Raw genomic sequence first — 15,750 nt, 5'->3', positions numbered from 1 at the left:
GGCCGAGAAAGTTCATGATCCACACGCGCCGCCCTGCCCAAAAGGCCGGAAGCGAGGCAGACTCGCAGACATGCCGGTTCCACCCGACTATGCGGCGCTGACCCGGGGGCAGATCGCGCTCCTCGATCGGATCAACGCGGGCGACACCGGGCTGGCCGTGCTCAACCAGGTCGTGCAGCTCGCCACGGCCGTGCTGGGCGGCGCGGGCGGGAGCTTCACGGAGTTCGCCGCCGACCACGGCCGGATCGTCGCCGCCACGGGCGAGTGCTCACGCACGCTGGGCCGCCGCGTCAGCCGCACCGAGTTCACCAGGTCCGGCGTCGCCTGCGAGCTCAACGGCGTGGCCGTCGGCCGGCTGCACGTCTGCGGCATCGACCTCGCGCCCGAGCAGCGCACGGTGCTCGAGCTGCTGTCGGCCACCATCGCCCAGCTCTATGCGGCGCGCGCCGGCCTGCCCGTGCACACCGACGGCCCTCAGCCGGTCTCCCGGCTCCGCGCCGAGGTCAGCGACCGCGACGGGCTCGTCGAGCACTGGAAGCGCCGCCACGAGGACAGGGACCTGTTCGTCGCGGTCACCAGCCACGAGCTCCGCACCCCGGTCACCGTGATCAAGGGGTACGCCGACACGCTCACCAACCACTGGCAGACCCTCGGCGAGGACGGCCGCCGGGAGGCCGCCCGCGTGATCGGCGCGCGTGCCGGAGAGCTCGCCCGCCTGGTCGACCGGCTGCTGTCGGCCACGAGCGAGGAGTCGGGTGACGCGCCGCCGGGGCCCTTCGACCTCGTCGACGCCCTCCGCTCGGCCGCCGCCGGCCTCCCCGAGGACCTGCGGAGCCGGCTCGTGCTCGCCGACCTGCCCGGCGACCTGCCCAAGGCCTACGGCGACCGCGACGCCATCGCCACCGTGCTGACCGAGCTGGCCACCAACGCCGAGAAATATTCGCCGCCCGGCACCGAGGTGACCGTGAGCGCCAGCTGCGACGAGACGACCGTGACGTTCCAGGTCGCCGACCGCGGCTACGGGGTGCGCCCCGAGCACGTGGAGCTGGCCTTCGAGCGCTACTGGCAGGGCGAGCCGGCCTCGGGCGGCCGGAATCCGGGCGCCGGGCTCGGGCTCTACCTCGTCCGGCGCACGGTCGAGCGGCGCAACGGGTGGGTCTCCCTGCGCCCGCGTCCCGGCGGCGGGACCATCGCCGAGGTCCGGTTCCCCCGGGCATGACCCGCTCCCAGGTCCGGTTCCCGGGGAGTGACCCGCTCCCAGGTCCCATTCCCCGGGCAGGACCCGCTTCCGGATCCGGTTTCCCGGGCACGACCCGCTCCCGGGTCCGGTTCCCCCGGGCGTGACCGCTGTCACCTCGCCGCCTAGGCTGGTTCGCCGTGAGCAAGCGTCGAAACAACCCCCGAGCCGCGTCGGCGGCGCCCAAGCGTGAGAAGGTCCGGGACATCTTCGTGGCCCGGCCGTTCGAGGGCCTGGCCGACGAGACCGAGTGGATCGCGCTGCGCGAGCTGGTCCCGGCCGCTTCCGCGCCGCTGACCCTCAAGCCCGAGATCATCGAGGAGTACGGGGACCGCCCGGTCACCCTCTCGACGGTCCTCCCGATGGCGTGGCCCGCGATGACCCGGCAGGACGGGCGCATCTTCGTCGGGCTGCAGCGCCACATCCAGTCCGGCGACGTGTCGCGCGACGTCGCGGTCGCCGTCCTCAACGCCCTGCAGACCGAGCCCGGCGCCACCGTGCCCGTGCCCGCGCTGCCCGGCGAGGGACCCCGGCTGCAGGACATCCTGGCCGACGGTCCGCTCGACGTGACCGTGCACGACGGCTTCGAGTACTGGCTCGACGCGCAGCAGGCCGAGGACCCGAGCGTGAAGGCGTCGCTCGAACGGGCGAACGCGTCGATCTACCCGACCGTACGGATGTCGGCGGCGCACGCGGCGTACTGGTGCCGGGTGCCGGAGAAGTCGCACGTGCGCTGGGTGCTGCCCGAGCCGGAGGACACCGCGCTCGACGCCCTGGCCCGCCTCTCCGCCGCCGGTGACCTGCTGCTCGGCGAGGGCACCAAGTTCGCCGGGATGTTCCGGGCGCACGGTCTGCTCGTACCCGTGTGGGATCTGCCGCACGACCTGGAGGCCGGCGACTGGGAGGCGCCGCTCGCGGACTTCGCCAAGCGCTACACCGACATCCTCGCCGAGACCGGCCCGCTCGACGCCGCCGCCCGGCGTGCCAAGCAGGGTCTCGTGGGTCGTCAGCTCACCCTGCGCTGACCCGCCCTCCGCCGTCGCCGGGGCCGCGCTCGTCGCGGCCCCGGGTCGCGCTCGTCGCGGCGCCAGGTCGCGCTCGTCGCGGCGCCAGGTCGCGCTCGTCGCGGCCCCAGGCCGGCCTCTCCTTGTTCGCTTCCGGCCGACGCTTCTCACCGTCCGTCGGGCGCGCTCGATCAGACCTCTCCGCCGAGCGGCGTGCGCTCAATCAAGCCTCTCCGCCGAGCGGGGTGCGCTCAATCAAGCCTCTCCGCCGAGCGGGGCGCGCTCAATCAAGCCTCTCCGCCGAGCGGGGCGCGCTCGATCGGGCAGGACATGCAGCGCGGGCCGCCGCGGCCGGAGCCCAGCTCGGAACCGCTGATCGCGATCACCTCGATGCCGGCCCGCTCCAGCTGGGCGTTGGTCTCGACATTCCGCTCATAGGCGACACACAGCCGGGGCGCGATGGCGAGCGTGTTGTTGCCGTCGTCCCACTGCTCGCGCTCGGCGGTCACCGGGTCGAGGCCCGTGTCGATGATGCGCAGCCGGTCGATCCCCATCGCCTCGGCGGCGGCGTCCACGAACGGCCGGGCCGCCCCGACCCGCGGCTCCCCGTCAAAGCCCGAGGTCACCGGGTACGCCCGCAGCGTGTCCGCCACGTTCGGATACATGACAACGGCATCGCTGTCGACCATCGTGCAGACGGTGTCGAGGTGCATGGTGGCCCGTTCCTGGGCGATCGGCACCGCGAGGATCGTATGGGCCAGTCCCGCGTCGAAGACCCGCCGGGCCAGCCGCTCGGCGCCCGCCGCGGTGGTGCGCTCCCCGACGCCGATGGCGAGCACCTCCGGGGCGAGCAGCAGCACGTCGCCACCCTCCACGTTCTCCAGTCCCGGGGTGTAGAGCAGCTCGGTGCCCGCGAAGCGCGGGTGATGCGTGTAGATCGCCCGGGTGAGCGTGGTCTCCCGGCTGCGGGCGGGCATCGCGAGGCTGGTGACCGCCACCTGGTCGCGCACCCAGGCGGATGAATCCCGCGTGAAGAGCAGGTTGGGCAGCGGGTCGATGACGAACTCGTGGCGGTCCATGAGCTCGTAGACCAGCCCGCCGGGCTTGCCGGGGCCGGGTTTGACCTCCTCGTGCGCGAGGCCGGCCATGAGGACGTGGGCGAGCTCGCGCGGGTCGAGGTCACTCAGATGGGCGGCCACCCGGGAGCGAAGGTTGTCACCCAGCCGGGGGTCGGCCAGGACCGTCTCGGTGAGCAGGGCACGCGCGTCCGGGACGTCCAGGGTCTCCTCGAGCAGCTGCCCGAGATAGAGCACCTCGACGCCGCGGTCGCGCAGCGCCTGCGCGAACTGGTCGTGTTCCTCCTGTGCCCGGCCCACCCAGGGGATGGCGTCGAAGAGCAGGGAGTCGTTGTTCCGGGGGGTCAGCCGGGCCAGCTCGGCGCCGGGACGGTGCAGCAGGACGGTCGCGAGCCGCCCGACCTCGCTGTCGACATAAGGGGCCACAAGACCGAGACTAGGTCGCGATCGGCGGGTCGGCGCGGCGAGCGCGGCCTTTTGTCCGCTACCGTCCGCATGCGTCCTGTGACCTAGCGCCAAGATCCGGGACAAGGCTGCGCTGCGAGTGAGGGCACGCTAACTTGTCCGGAGGACGTTTCGGATTTCAGGGGAGCCCTAGGTCGCGTCATGCACCATACGGAAAAACGCCTTGGCCGTGAATGTGGCATTCATCCCCACTCATTCCGCTTTCTTTCCGGCGCTACGGCTTGCTTGAGTACCGGGGCAGACACTTACCGTAGTGGAAAGAGAGCCCGATGGACCTTTTGCCGGAGGTCGCTGTGACTGTCTTCCCCGCACGCCCCGCCCTGCCCGCCACCTATTCGCCCGCCCCCTCCGAGTCCCGCCCGGGCACTGCGCTCGAGCCGGTCCGGCCGAGCCCCGTCGAGTGGGCCCGCCGCCGCCGCGCCGAGCGTGACGCCCGTCGCCTCGAGGCGGCCGGGACCCGTGCCCTGACCCGCCTCGATCGCCTGGGGCCCGCCTGGCACATCGTCGACTGGCCGCGCACCGACTCGCTCGGCTACGAGCACGACCCGAGCGACGACCGCGCCGGGTTCCTCGCCATCGGCCCCGGCGGCGTCTATGCCGTCACCGTCGCCGACCACGGCCGCGCCCGGGTGCTCATCGCCGGGGACGTGGTGCAGATCAACGGCAAGCGCCCGGCGTACGTCGCCGAGGCCCGTCGCGACGCCAAGCGCGCCGGCCGGGCCATGAGCGCCGCCGTCGGCCTCACCGTGCCGGTCACGCCCGTGCTCGCCTTCGTGGGCTCCGGTGTGATCAGCGTCCACGGCCTGCCGAAGGACTGTCTGGTCGCCACGCACAAGGAGCTCGACCGGCTGCTGATCGCCGGTGGTTCGCGCATCTCGCCGGCCACCGCGAGCAAGCTCTCCGCCGTCGCGCAGCACCCCGCCACGTGGGCCAACGCGCCCTACCGCCCCGCCTCGAGCGAGTACCGCTGGTACGCAAACGGCCAAACGGCCGCTGACAAGCGGCCGACCCGCCGGTAACGTTCCTTCCGGTGCACCGCATGCCCGCAAGGGTTGACGGACGCGACGCCGGCCGGACACTCGAAGAGTCGAGACCGTTCGTCTCGGCCGTCGGTCCGGCCGGAGTCCGGCTTCGAGCCGGCGGTGCCGATGATCAGGGAGGTGCGGGTGGCGCACGTCGAGCTCTCGTTGTCGGGAGCATTCGTGCCACAGGCGCGCACGCCGGTGGAGTCCGAGTTCGTCTCGAACATCGACCGGTGGGCCGCGACGGTCTGGCAGGCCGTCGAGCCATGTCTGGTGATCGACAATCACCACACCGTCGTCGCGGTGTCCCCGGCGGCCAGCGATCTGCTGAACCTGCCGAAGGGCGCCGATGTCGTGGGCAAGCAGCTGCTGGGTGACGGGGCCTTGCGCCTCGTCGACTTCACGGCGGGCGGCAGCGAGCTGGACCTGCCGGAGCTCGAGAAGATTCCGCCGATCCTGGCGCTCAGTTCCGAGCGGCTGGCCCGCGGCCTGCTCCGCATCCAGCCGCCAGGTGACGAGCGACACATCACGGTCGACGCGATCGCGACGCCGCTCATGGAGAACGGGCACGTGATCGCCTCACTCACGTTCTTCTCGGAGATCCGCTACTGACGTCGGCGTCGCGGACCGTTCGTGCTTGACGGACCTCCGTCGCCGATCGTCGTCACCGCTGAGGCCGGGCACCGGGTCGGGTTGTCGGCCGGGGCGCAGGTGGTGGGGCCCGGCTCCCCGGAGACTCGCTGTGATCTCCCGTTGCAGATCGTTCGTGTGGCGATGAACGCACCCGTCACCCATTGGGGTTAACAGGGTCCGGACCGTAGTGTTCCCTCATGCTCGACCTCGACCTGCTGCCCGACGACTATGCGGTGTGCCGGCTTCCCGGCGGATCCGCGCTGCCCCCATCGCTGAGCACCGGGCCCGACGACAAGAACGTCATCTCGGTGACCTGGGCGCCGGACGAGGTCTCGATCATCTGCCCGAGCGACCGCGTGCCGCCCGGCGCCACCCATGAGGCCGCCTGGCGCTGCTTCCGCGTCGCCGGCCAGGTCGATCTCGCGCTGACCGGCATCCTGGCGTCGCTGGTGCAGCCGCTCGCCGACGCGCGGGTCAATCTGATCGCCTTCTCGACGTACGACACCGACTACGTGCTGGTCCCCCAGGTCCGCCTGGAGGAAGCCATCGGCACGCTGACCGCGGCAGGCCACCGCATCGCCGCCTGACCGCCCACCACTCCACCGGTCGCCTGCCCGCCGACCACTCCACCGCATCGCCGCCGTCCGCCGCGCCCGCCGCCTTGCCGCTCGACCGCCGCCACCTCGGGTTTGATCGGGTCGCCGCCGAATTGTGACGTTCATCTATCCGGTTCGGCGCCCTACGATGGTGGCCGTGGTCCGCGTCCTTCGCCTGCCGATGATCGCCGGGGCGCTCGTCGCCTGCGGTGCTCTCGCAGCCTGCGGCGCACCGCCGGAGCCGCCCGCGACCGCGCCGCCCCTCCCCACCGGCCCCGGCCCGTCGGCCTCCCTGTCCCTGCCGCCACCGGTGCTCACGCCGATCCAGCCGACGCAGACGACGCCGGGCGGGCTGCCGACGACCACACCGGCCTGGCCCACGCTTCCGGCCACGACGACGACCCCGGTCTACACGCCGCCGGTCACGCCGACGACCACCATCCCGACGCCGGCGACGCCGGCGACGCCGGGGCAGTCGTCGGCGCCGAAGTGCACAGCCGGGCCCACGGCGGCGCAGCTGATCGCCGTCGTCGAGGGCACGAACGGCATCCCCGACCGGCCGCTCAAGGTGGTGGACGGGCCGTTCTGCTCGGGCTCGTGGCAGTTCTCCGTGATGGAGATCGAGGCCGAGGACGCCGGCGACAAGTTCGAGCCGCTCGCCGTGGTCACCAAGGGGCAGCCGGCGGCGCTGCAGCTGGTCGAGGCGGGCACCGACGTGTGCAGCCTGGTCGTGCAGAACGAGGCTCCGGCCGGCATCCGCGTCCGCGCCTGCGGCGCCTGAGCCTCGGGTCGCCCTAAGGTGGGGGCATGCCCGGAACCCCACCCACCCGGTTCGTCTACCTCGGGCCCGAGGGCACCTTCACCGAGCAGGCGCTGCGCACCATCCCCGCCGCCGAGCACGGGGTGCGGACCCCGGCGCGCAGCGTGCCCGAGGCGCTGGAGGCCGTGCGGTCGGGCGAGGCTGACGCCGCTCTGGTCCCGCTCGAGAACTCCGTCGGCGGCTCGGTGCCCGTCACCCTGGACGAGCTGGGCACCGGAGGCCCCTTGGTGATCACCCGCGAGGTGGTCCTGCCGGTCAAGTTCGTCCTGGCCTCGGCGTCGGCAACCCCGCTTTCCCTGGTACGCACGGTGGCCGCGCACCCGATGGCCTCGGCCCAGTGCCGGGGCTGGCTGGCCGCGAACGTGCCGGACGCCGCCGTGGTGGACGTCCTCTCCAACGCCGCCGCAGCGCTGGCCGCCGCCGAGGGCGAGTACGACGCCGCCATCTGCGCGCCGATCGGGGTGCCCCGGAACCACCTGACCGTGCTCGCCGACAAGATCGCCGACCGCCCCGACGCCGTGACCCGCTTCGCGCTGCTGACCCGGCCCGGGCCGCCCGGGCCGCCGACCGGTGACGACGTCACGTCCCTCGCCGTCTCGATCCCCCACGACCACGTCGGCGCGCTTCTCTCGGTGCTGACCGAGCTGGCGGTCCGGGGCATCAACCTGTCCCGCATCGAGTCCCGGCCCACGGGCGAGCAGCTGGGCGTCTACGTGTTCTTCCTGGAGTGCTCGGGCCACGTGGCGGAGCCCCGGCTGGGCGAGGCGCTCCAGGGGCTGCGCCGCATCTGCGCGGAAGTCCGCTTCCTCGGGTCCTATCCCCGGCACCGCTGGTCGGAGCAGGCCGGCGCCGAGCAGCCCTCGCAGCCCGGTCTGACCAATGAGGACTTCGCGGACAGCGCCGCCTGGCTCGCCCGCCTCCGCTCCGGCGACATCACCTGACCCGCCTCCGCCCCGGCGACATCACCTGACCCGCCTCACCGCGCCGAGCCGAGCGAGTCGGGTGAGCCGAGCAAGCCAAGCAAGCCGAGCGAGTCGAGCAGGCCGGGCGAGCCGAACGGGCCGGGCGAGCCGGGCGAGCCGAGTCGCGTTCAACCTGCGGGAACGTTGCTTCCGCTCCGTACCATGAAGACCCACTTCACAGGAGGACTCGATGCGCAGCGAACTGTTCTCAGCCGACAACCTCGAGAAGGAATCGGCCCAGCCCGGCCTTCGGCTTCAGAACTCCAAGCTGCTCAAGGCCGAGCTGAACGGCGAGTTCATGGCCCGCGTCGGCTCGATGGTCGCCTACCAGGGGCAGGTGCAGTTCGAGGCGCTCGGCTCGGGCGGCCTCGGCAAGTTCCTCAAGCAGAAGCTGACCGGCGAGGGCGTGCCGCTGATGCGCGTCCGCGGCCAGGGCGACGTGTTCCTCGCCGAGAACGCCGCCGACATCCACCTCATCGACCTCGAGCCGGGCGACGGCCTCTCGATCAACGGCGCGAACGTGCTGGCCTTCGACTCGACGCTCAACTACGACATCAAAATGGTCCAGGGCGTCGGCGCGGCCTCGAACGCGGGCCTGTTCAACTGCGTCTTCACCGGGCACGGCCGGATCGCGGTCACCACCAAGGGCACCCCGGTGGTGCTGACGGTCGACCAGCCGACGTACGTGGACCCGCAGGCCGCGATCTGCTGGTCGGCGAACCTGCAGACCGGCTACCACCGGGGCGAGCAGTTCGGCCTCGGCACGCTGCTCGGGCGCACCACGGGCGAGCGCTTCACGATGAGCTTCTCCGGCCAGGGCTTCGTCGTCGTCCAGCCCTCCGAGGAGCCCCCGGGCGGCCTCGCCGGCGCCGCGGGCGGTCAGCAGCAGAGCGGTGGCCTGCTCAACCAGCTCTTCGACTGATCGCTTGCTCCCGCGGGCGCGACCGACCGCGTGCCCCAGGGGGCGGCGACCGATCATCCGGCGCCGTCGGGGCGGCAACTGACCGCCCATCCCCGGCAGGTGGTGGCGATCGCGCGACCCCGGCAGGAGTTGACGATGGCGCGACCCCGGCGGGCGGTGATGCTTGCCGGGGTCAGCCCCAGCCGAGCTCGTGCAGGCGGTGGTCGTCGATGCCGAAGTGGTGGGCGATCTCGTGGACCACGGTGATCGCGACCTCGTCGATGACGTCGGTCTCGGTGTCACAGACGGCGAGCGTCGGGAGGCGGTAGATGGTGATCCGGTCGGGCAGCACGCCGGCGTAGTCCCAGCCGCGGCTGGTGAGGTCGGTGCCCTCGTAGAGTCCGAGCAGGCCCAGGCTGCCGTCGGGTGGCAGATCCTCGACGAGGATGACCACGTTGTTCATCATCTTGAGCAGCTCGGGCGGGACCTCGTCGAGGGCCTCGCCGACGAACTCCTCGAACCGCTCTCGGCTCATCTCGACCGGCACGCGACCATTGTGCGCTCCCGGCCCGCGCCCCGGCCATCCGCGCGCCGCCGCCGAAGCGGCACCCGATCGCCGAAGCGGCCACGGTCACCGAAGCGACACCCGATCATCGATGCGGCCACGGCTGCCGAAGCGGCACCCGGCCGTTGAAGCGGCACCGGGCTCTAAAAGGCGGCGCCCGGTCGCGCCGGCCGGTGTGGCCGGGCCGGCGCGCGGGGTGCTGGGTGCGGGTGGCTCAGGAGAGCGTCGCGTGCAGCGAGATCTGCGCGCCCGGCGCGAGGAGCCGGGAGATCGGGCAGTTCTCCTTGGCGTCCGCGGCGATCTTCTGGAAGGTGTCGTTGTCGACGCCGGGAACCTCGCCGACCGTCTCGAGCTCGATGCGGGTCACGCCGAAGCCGGCGTCGTTCTTGTCCAGGTGCACCCGGGCGACGGTCTCCACCGACGTGGGCGTGAAGCCGGCGTCGCTCAGCGCCTTGGAGAACGCCATCGAGAAGCAGCCGGCGTGCGCGGCGCCGATGAGCTCCTCGGGGTTGGTGCCCTCACCCTCCTCGAAACGGGACTTGAAGGAGTAATTCCCCGTGATCCCGCCCTTACCGGTCTTGATGGTGCCGGAGCCCTCGGTCAGGTTGCCCGTCCACCGGGCGGAAGCTTTGCTAATAGGCATACTCGGCACGCTAGTCCATCTCCGGGACGGTGGCCGGGTGACCGCGCGCAGGCGATTATTGTTCACATGTCGCACCCCGAGGAAGCGGTCATCGAGTTCGGCCCGGCGGAGTCCGCCGACGAGCCGGACGAGTCGCGCCGCCGCGCCGGGGGCTTCCTCGCCGGTCTCGGCCGCGACCGCCGGCTGGTCCCGCTGACCGCCGGGCTGGGCGCGCTCGCGCTCTTCGCGTCGCTGGTCTCCGAGTGGCAGATCACCACGCTGGACGCCCGGGTGTTGCAGGGCGGCAACTCCGGCGCCCGGCCGTTCGCCTCCACGGTGGCCGAGGTCACCGGCTGGGGCCCGGCCTATCTGGTCGGCCTGTGCCTGCTGGTCGCGGCCGTCGCCGTCGCGCTCTTCGGGCCGGCGCCCGGCCGCCCGTACGCCCGCCTCGCCGCCCTCGGCACGGGCGGTGTCCTGTTCGTCGTGGTCGCGGCGGCGTACTCGGCGTTGACGGAGACGTCGCAGGTGCTGCGGCCGATCGAGGCGCTCGTCGGCTTCGGGGAGCAGGACATGCGGATCGAGGTCGGCCGGGGCGTCTGGTGCGCGCTGGCCGGCGTGGTGCTGGTGACCCTGGCCACGTACCTGTCGGGGCGCCTCCCGGAATCCGCCGCGGCGGAGAGGCGGCCGTGGCGCCGGCCGCGGGCGGAGGCGGAGGACGACCCGCGGCCGGAGACCCCGTTCGAGCTGGAGGTGACGGCGGCCAAGCCGTGGCAGGCGACGGGCGACAGCCGGGACAAGCCCGGCGAGGGCATATCGGGGTGAAAGGCGGACACCCGCGCCGGTAGGCTCATCAATCGTGATTGACCTGCGACTGCTTCGCGAAGAGCCCGAGCTGTTCCGTGCCGGCCAGCGGCGGCGCGGCGAGTCCCCCGACAAGGTCGACGAGCTGCTGCGCGCCGACGAGTCCCGGCGGGCCGCCACCCAGCGCTTCGAGGCCGTGCGGGCGGAGCAGAAGTCGCTGGGCAAGCAGGTCGCCAAGGCCTCCGGCGACGAGCGTGCGGCGCTGCTGGCCCGCACCAAGGAGCTGGCCGCCGAGGTCAAGACGGCCGAGGCCGAGGCCACCGCCGCCGACGAGGCGCTGCGCAAGGCCCACCTCGCCGTGCCCAACCTGGTGCAGGAGGGCGTGCCGGAGGGCGGCGAGGACGACTTCGTCGTGCTGCGCGAGGTCGGCGAGCTCCCGGCCATCGACAGCCCGAAGGACCACCTCGAGATCGGCGAGGCGCTCGGCGCGATCGACACCGAGCGCGGCGCCAAGGTGTCGGGCTCGCGGTTCTACTTCCTGACCGGGGTGGGGGCGCTGCTGCAGCTCGCCCTCTTCAACATGGCGATCGCCCAGGCGGTGGAGCACGGCTTCATCCCCTCGATCACGCCGTCGCTGGTCCGGCCGGAGTCGATGGAGGGCACGGGCTTCCTGGGCGCCCACGCGAGCGAGGTCTACCGGCTCGAGGCCGACGACCTGTTCCTGGTGGGCACGTCGGAGGTGCCGCTCGCGGCGTACCACTCGAACGAGATCCTCGACCTGTCGGCCGGGCCGGAGCGGTTTGCCGGCTGGTCGACGTGCTACCGCCGCGAGGCCGGCTCGCACGGCAAGGACGTGCGGGGCATCCTGCGCGTGCACCAGTTCGACAAGGTGGAGATGTTCTCCTTCTGCAAGCCGGAGGACGCCGTGGCGGAGCACCAGCGGCTCGTCGCCATGGAGGAGGAGATGCTGGCCAAGGTCGAGATTCCGTACCGGGTGATCGACGTGGCGACGGGCGACCTCGGCTCGAGCGCGTCGCGCAAGTTCGACTGCGAGGCGTGGGTGCCGTCGCAGGGGCGCTACCGCGAGGTGACGTCGACGTCGAACTGCACGACCTTCCAGGCGCGGCGGCTCAACATCCGCTACCGCGACGAGGACGGCAAGCCGCAGACCGCCGCCACCCTGAACGGCACGCTCGCCACGACCCGCTGGCTGATCCCGATCCTGGAGAACCACCAGCAGCCGGACGGCTCGGTGCGCGTCCCGAAGGCCCTGCAGCCCTTCCTCGGCGGCCGGGAGGTCCTCGAGCCCACGGCGAAGACTGCCGCTAACGCGTGATACATCATCCGGCTACCAGAAGTCATGGCTGCTGGTAGCCGGATCGGTGTACCGTTTTCCTTCCGCCCTCCGCGGGGGTCTTCCGCCCTCGGAGGTATTCGATGACCCGTGCCGGCCTGCCGAAGCTCATCGCCACCGATCTCGACGGCACGCTCGTGCGCAGCGATGACACCGTCTCCGCGTACACCCATGCGGTGCTGGACCGGGTCCGGGCCGCCGGCATCCGCGTCGTGGGCGCCACCGGCCGCGGGCCACGGCTGACCGAGCTGACCCGCAACGACATCCGGGACGCGGACTTCCTGGTGCTGGCGCAGGGCGGCTGGGTCATCGACCAGCAGGAGTCCCGGCTGCTGCGCAGCGCCCGCCTCCCCGGCCGCGACCTGGCCCTCGCCCTGCAGGCCCTGGAGGCCAAGGTCGGCCCGCTCTCGGTCATGGTGGAGGCGCTCGAGCACGACGACTCCCCGCTCTGGGGTGATTACGACCCGACGTGGCGCTATCCGGTGACGGTCGAGCCCCGGAGCCGCGAGGAGTGCCTGACCTCGGACGTCATCAAGGCCTTCGCCCGTTCCTTCGAGCGCGATGTCGACGACGTTCTCGCCGCGGCCCGCCGGGTGGTGCCGCCGCACGTGGCCTCGGTCACCCAGGCGGGCCTGAACTACGTCGAGATCTGCCCGCCGGAGGTCGACAAGGGCACCGGCCTGGCGGTCGTCGCCCAGGCGGTCGGCGTGGACCCGGCCGACGTGCTGGTCTTCGGTGACATGCCCAACGACCTGCCGATGTTCGCGTGGGCGGGGTGGAGCCGGGTCGCGGTGGCCAACGCCCACCCGGAGCTGCTCGCGGTCGCCGACGAGGTGACGCTGACCAACGACGAGGACGGGGTGGCCGTCTACCTCGACAAGCTACTGTCGAAGTGATGCAGAAACCGTTTCGCCTCGTCGCCTCGGACATCGACGGCACCCTGATCCGCAGCGACGGCACGCTCAGCCCGCGCACCATCGACGTGCTCGACCGGCTGCACGCCGACGACGTGCCCACCGTCCTCGTGACGGGCCGTCCCGTGCGCTGGTTGCGCCAGCTCTACGACCAGATGGCCGAGCCGCTGCCCGCGGTGTGCGCCAACGGCGCCGTGGTCTACGACCCCGACACCGACGCCATCCTGCGGGCGGCGCCGATCTCGACCGAGCTGCTGCTCGACGTGACGGCCCGGCTGCGCGAGGCCGTGCCCGACGTGACCATGGCCGTGGAGGTCGAGGACGGCAGAGGCTTCTGGTACGAGCCGGCCTGGCCGTTGCACTGGGACGGCGAGATGGAGGGCGTCCGCGTCATCGGCACCCCGGACGAGCTGACCAGCGTGCCGGCCGTGAAACTGCTGGTCCGCTCCGCCCACCACCAGCCGGACGAGTTCGTGGAGCTGGTGAGCCGGACGCTCGGCACGGCGGTCGAGGCGACGCACTCGTCCACGTCGGCGCTGGTCGAGATCTCGGCGGCGGGCGTGACGAAGGCAGCCGGGCTGGCGTGGCTCTGCGAGCAGCGCGGGCTCACCGCCGCCGACGTCGTGGCCTTCGGCGACATGCCGAACGACCTGCCCCTGCTGACGTGGGCAGGCCGTTCCGTGGCGATGGGGAACGCGCATCCGGCCGTCAAGGAGATCGCCGACGAGATCGGTCTGACGAACGACGAGGACGGCGTGGCGGCGTACCTGGAAAAGGTTTTCGATCTTTAGAGGTATTGCCCGGTGTTGCCCTCGGCGGCGCCGGGGGCGGTCATGCCGGGGATGACGCCGTGCGGTCCGACCGGGAGCGCCGGCCGGCCGCCGGGGCCGCGCATCTGCTCGAGCTGCAGCCGGGCCGCCATCTGCTGGGCGACCAGCGCGGCCTGGATGCCGTGGAAGAGCCCCTCCAGCCAGCCCACCAGCTGCGCCTGGGCAATGCGCAGCTCGCCCTCGCTCGGCGGGGTCTCGCCCTCGAAGGGCAGCGACAGCCGCTCGAGCTCCTCGCGCAGCTCGGGCGCCAGGCCGTCCTCCAGCTCCTTGATCGAGCGCTGGTGGATCTCCCGCAGCCGGCCGCGGCTGGCCTCGTCGAGCGGCGCCGCGCGGACCTCCTCGAGCAGCTGCTTGATCATGCTGCCGATCCGCATCACCTTGGCGGGCTGCTCGATCTGGTTGCCGGGCTCCTCGGGCTTCATGCTCCCGTCGGACTCCACCGTGCCCATCGGACGGCCGTCCGGGCCGACCACGATGACGGAGTCTTCCTGCTTGGCTTCGGTGTCGTCGCTCATGCGAACCATTTTCTCTCGCCCGCGCTCGTCCGCCGCCCGCGGGGCGGTCACCTCCTGAGTTCGGCCACCACGCATTTCACGCTGCCCCCGCCGCGCTTGAGCTCGCCGAGCTCCACGTGCACGGGGGTGTAGCCGGCCGCGCGGACCTTCGCACCGAACGCCGTCGCCTCGGTGTTGAGGATCACATGGCGGCCGTCACTGACCAGGTTGAGCCCGAACGCCTCGGCGTCGGCACGGTCGGCCAGGACGGCGTCGGGGAACAGCTGGGCGAGGACGCGCTGCGAGGCGGGGGAGAACGCCTCGGGGAAGTACGCGACGTGGCGGTCGTCCAGCGCCGCGAGGGCCGTGTCGAGGTGGTAGAAGGCCGGGTCGACGAGGCGGAGCGACACCACCGGGCGACCCAGGACCTCCTGCGCCTCGGCGTGGGCGGCCGGCTCGGTGCGGAAGCCGTAGCCGGCGAGGATCGTGCCGCCGTAGGCCCCCGGCAGGTACGCGAAGTCGCCCTCACCCTCGTTGACGTGCGCCGGAGCCGCGTACGACCAGGTGTCCGCCGTGTAGAAGAGCCGGTGTGCCTCGGCCTCGTCCGCGCGCTGCGGATAGCGGAAGCGCGCGCCGTAGACGGTGCCGTCGACGGAGAAGGCGCCGTTGGCCGCGTACACCATGTCGGGCAGCCCGGGGCGGGCGTCAAGCACGTGCACGGTGTGCCCGAGGTCGACGAGCGTGTCGCGCAGGAGCGTCCACTGCTTGCCCGCGAGGCCGGCGTCGACCGGCACGGTGACGTCCATCCATGGATTGATGACGTAGTCGACCGTGAAGTGGTCGGGCGGACACATGAGATATGTCCGCATACGCGGCAACCGCTCGGTCTGGCTCATGAGGTACAGGGTAGGTACGCTGGGACGGGCGAAACAGCTCTTTCTCTTGCCCGCTGGAGGCGAATCGTTGCGTATGGACGCCGTGGACCAGCGAATCGTTGCGCACCTCGTGGCGGACGCCCGGGCGTCGTACGCGGAGATCGGCGCGAAGGTCTCCCTGTCGGCCCCCGCGGTCAAGCGCCGCGTGGACAGGCTGCGCGCCGACGGGGTGATCAAGGGATTCACCGCCGTCATCGAGCCGGCCGCCGTGGGATGGACGACCGAGGCGTTCGTCGAGCTGTTCTGCACCGGCCGCACGACTCCGGCGCAGCTCACCGTGGCGACACGGCGGCACCCCGAGGTGGTGGGGGCCTACACGGTGTCGGGCGAGGCGGATGCGCTCGTGCATCTGCGGGCGGCGGACATGCGGCACCTGGAGCAGGCGCTGGAGCGGTTGCGGGCGGAGCCGTTCGTGACGTCGACGCGGAGCATGGTGGTGCTGTCGCGGCTGGTCGAGACGCCGACGTCCGTACCGGGGCCGGTCTAGGGGGAACCGCGCGGCCGGGCGGCGCGTCCCAC

18 protein-coding genes are annotated in these 15,750 nt (G+C 72.1%); 13 read left to right on the top strand and 5 right to left on the bottom strand.

The genetic code is table 11. From position 1 onward, the window contains the following. Positions 1-70: 70 nt before the first annotated feature. Both RBH18_RS05645 and RBH18_RS05640 read left to right on the top strand, forming a co-directional pair. Positions 71-1,219, top strand: a complete 1,149-nt coding sequence (locus RBH18_RS05645) for a sensor histidine kinase (protein WP_306204864.1) — start codon at positions 71-73, stop codon at positions 1,217-1,219. A gap of 158 nt (positions 1,220-1,377) precedes the next feature. After that, a complete protein-coding gene (locus RBH18_RS05640; RefSeq protein ID WP_306204863.1) occupies positions 1,378-2,262 on the top strand; it encodes a DUF5926 family protein in 885 nt (294 codons plus the stop codon). A gap of 266 nt (positions 2,263-2,528) precedes the next feature. Here the strand turns inward: RBH18_RS05640 and RBH18_RS05635 are convergent, their stop codons facing one another. Beyond that, on the bottom strand, positions 2,529-3,743 hold the full coding sequence (locus RBH18_RS05635; RefSeq protein ID WP_306204862.1) for an arginine deiminase: 1,215 nt from the start codon (positions 3,741-3,743) through the stop codon (positions 2,529-2,531). A gap of 332 nt (positions 3,744-4,075) precedes the next feature. On the opposite strand from RBH18_RS05635, the gene RBH18_RS05630 reads away from it, so the two are divergent. The 6 genes from RBH18_RS05630 (at position 4,076) to RBH18_RS05605 (ending at position 8,737) form a co-directional block, all read left to right on the top strand. Then, a complete protein-coding gene (locus RBH18_RS05630; RefSeq protein WP_306204925.1) occupies positions 4,076-4,801 on the top strand; it encodes a hypothetical protein in 726 nt (241 codons plus the stop codon). A 147-nt stretch (positions 4,802-4,948) separates the two neighbouring features. Next, positions 4,949-5,416, top strand: coding sequence for a transcriptional regulator (locus RBH18_RS05625; protein WP_306204861.1), 468 nt, complete (start codon positions 4,949-4,951; stop codon positions 5,414-5,416). A 218-nt stretch (positions 5,417-5,634) separates the two neighbouring features. Continuing rightward, the gene (locus RBH18_RS05620) at positions 5,635-6,024 is read left to right on the top strand and encodes an ACT domain-containing protein (protein ID WP_306204860.1); all 390 of its coding nucleotides are present in this window, start codon (positions 5,635-5,637) and stop codon (positions 6,022-6,024) included. 166 nt (positions 6,025-6,190) lie between these two features. Beyond that, a complete protein-coding gene (locus tag RBH18_RS05615) occupies positions 6,191-6,814 on the top strand; it encodes a hypothetical protein (RefSeq protein ID WP_306204859.1) in 624 nt (207 codons plus the stop codon). A 26-nt stretch (positions 6,815-6,840) separates the two neighbouring features. After that, a complete protein-coding gene (gene pheA / locus RBH18_RS05610; protein WP_306204858.1) occupies positions 6,841-7,794 on the top strand; it encodes a prephenate dehydratase in 954 nt (317 codons plus the stop codon). A 211-nt stretch (positions 7,795-8,005) separates the two neighbouring features. After that, a complete protein-coding gene (locus RBH18_RS05605; RefSeq protein WP_306204857.1) occupies positions 8,006-8,737 on the top strand; it encodes an AIM24 family protein in 732 nt (243 codons plus the stop codon). Positions 8,738-8,909: 172 nt separating this feature from the next. On the opposite strand, the gene RBH18_RS05600 is transcribed toward RBH18_RS05605, so the two are convergent. Both RBH18_RS05600 and RBH18_RS05595 read right to left on the bottom strand, forming a co-directional pair. After that, positions 8,910-9,251, bottom strand: coding sequence for a metallopeptidase family protein (locus RBH18_RS05600; RefSeq protein ID WP_306204924.1), 342 nt, complete (start codon positions 9,249-9,251; stop codon positions 8,910-8,912). A 244-nt stretch (positions 9,252-9,495) separates the two neighbouring features. Continuing rightward, complete coding sequence (locus RBH18_RS05595) at positions 9,496-9,924, bottom strand: OsmC family protein (RefSeq protein WP_306204856.1); 429 nt, start codon at positions 9,922-9,924, stop codon at positions 9,496-9,498. Positions 9,925-9,990: 66 nt separating this feature from the next. Between RBH18_RS05595 and RBH18_RS05590 the strand changes: the two genes are divergently transcribed. From RBH18_RS05590 to RBH18_RS05575, 4 genes are all read left to right on the top strand, one after another. After that, on the top strand, positions 9,991-10,725 hold the full coding sequence (locus tag RBH18_RS05590; RefSeq protein ID WP_306204855.1) for a hypothetical protein: 735 nt from the start codon (positions 9,991-9,993) through the stop codon (positions 10,723-10,725). 34 nt (positions 10,726-10,759) lie between these two features. Further along, positions 10,760-12,040 (top strand): serine--tRNA ligase, encoded by a 1,281-nt coding sequence (serS, locus tag RBH18_RS05585; RefSeq protein ID WP_306204854.1) that lies wholly within the window; start codon positions 10,760-10,762, stop codon positions 12,038-12,040. A gap of 101 nt (positions 12,041-12,141) precedes the next feature. Further along, on the top strand, positions 12,142-12,954 hold the full coding sequence (locus RBH18_RS05580; protein ID WP_306204853.1) for an HAD family hydrolase: 813 nt from the start codon (positions 12,142-12,144) through the stop codon (positions 12,952-12,954). Next, entirely contained in the window at positions 12,954-13,763 is an 810-nt protein-coding gene (locus RBH18_RS05575) for a Cof-type HAD-IIB family hydrolase (protein WP_306204852.1), read from the top strand. The genes RBH18_RS05580 and RBH18_RS05575 overlap by 1 nt, the downstream gene beginning before the upstream one ends. Here the strand turns inward: RBH18_RS05575 and RBH18_RS05570 are convergent. Further along, complete coding sequence (locus tag RBH18_RS05570; RefSeq protein WP_306204851.1) at positions 13,760-14,317, bottom strand: bacterial proteasome activator family protein; 558 nt, start codon at positions 14,315-14,317, stop codon at positions 13,760-13,762. The genes RBH18_RS05575 and RBH18_RS05570 overlap by 4 nt on opposite strands. A 47-nt stretch (positions 14,318-14,364) precedes the next feature. Next, positions 14,365-15,192: a dimethylargininase gene (ddaH, locus tag RBH18_RS05565; RefSeq protein ID WP_306204850.1), complete on the bottom strand. Its 828-nt coding sequence runs from the start codon at positions 15,190-15,192 to the stop codon at positions 14,365-14,367. A gap of 67 nt (positions 15,193-15,259) precedes the next feature. On the opposite strand from ddaH, the gene RBH18_RS05560 reads away from it, so the two are divergent. Continuing rightward, complete coding sequence (locus RBH18_RS05560) at positions 15,260-15,718, top strand: Lrp/AsnC family transcriptional regulator (RefSeq protein ID WP_306204849.1); 459 nt, start codon at positions 15,260-15,262, stop codon at positions 15,716-15,718. Positions 15,719-15,750: the final 32 nt, after the last annotated feature.

Source organism: Actinoplanes oryzae, assembly GCF_030757795.1.
Lineage (GTDB): Bacteria > Actinomycetota > Actinomycetes > Mycobacteriales > Micromonosporaceae > Actinoplanes.
This window is presented reverse-complemented; position numbering and strand designations above follow the sequence as displayed.

Bases quoted from the DNA above. Each gene is read 5' to 3' on its own strand.
- RBH18_RS05645 (WP_306204864.1), top strand. From the start codon at position 71: ATGCCGGTTCCACCCGACTATGCGGCGCTGACCCGGGGGCAGATCGCG.
- RBH18_RS05620 (WP_306204860.1), top strand. From the start codon at position 5,635: ATGCTCGACCTCGACCTGCTGCCCGACGACTATGCGGTGTGCCGGCTT.
- pheA (WP_306204858.1), top strand. From the start codon at position 6,841: ATGCCCGGAACCCCACCCACCCGGTTCGTCTACCTCGGGCCCGAGGGC.
- RBH18_RS05605 (WP_306204857.1), top strand. From the start codon at position 8,006: ATGCGCAGCGAACTGTTCTCAGCCGACAACCTCGAGAAGGAATCGGCC.
- RBH18_RS05600 (WP_306204924.1), bottom strand. From the start codon at position 9,251: ATGAGCCGAGAGCGGTTCGAGGAGTTCGTCGGCGAGGCCCTCGACGAG.
- RBH18_RS05595 (WP_306204856.1), bottom strand. From the start codon at position 9,924: ATGCCTATTAGCAAAGCTTCCGCCCGGTGGACGGGCAACCTGACCGAG.
- RBH18_RS05590 (WP_306204855.1), top strand. From the start codon at position 9,991: ATGTCGCACCCCGAGGAAGCGGTCATCGAGTTCGGCCCGGCGGAGTCC.
- RBH18_RS05580 (WP_306204853.1), top strand. From the start codon at position 12,142: ATGACCCGTGCCGGCCTGCCGAAGCTCATCGCCACCGATCTCGACGGC.
- RBH18_RS05575 (WP_306204852.1), top strand. From the start codon at position 12,954: ATGCAGAAACCGTTTCGCCTCGTCGCCTCGGACATCGACGGCACCCTG.
- RBH18_RS05570 (WP_306204851.1), bottom strand. From the start codon at position 14,317: ATGAGCGACGACACCGAAGCCAAGCAGGAAGACTCCGTCATCGTGGTC.
- ddaH (WP_306204850.1), bottom strand. From the start codon at position 15,192: ATGAGCCAGACCGAGCGGTTGCCGCGTATGCGGACATATCTCATGTGT.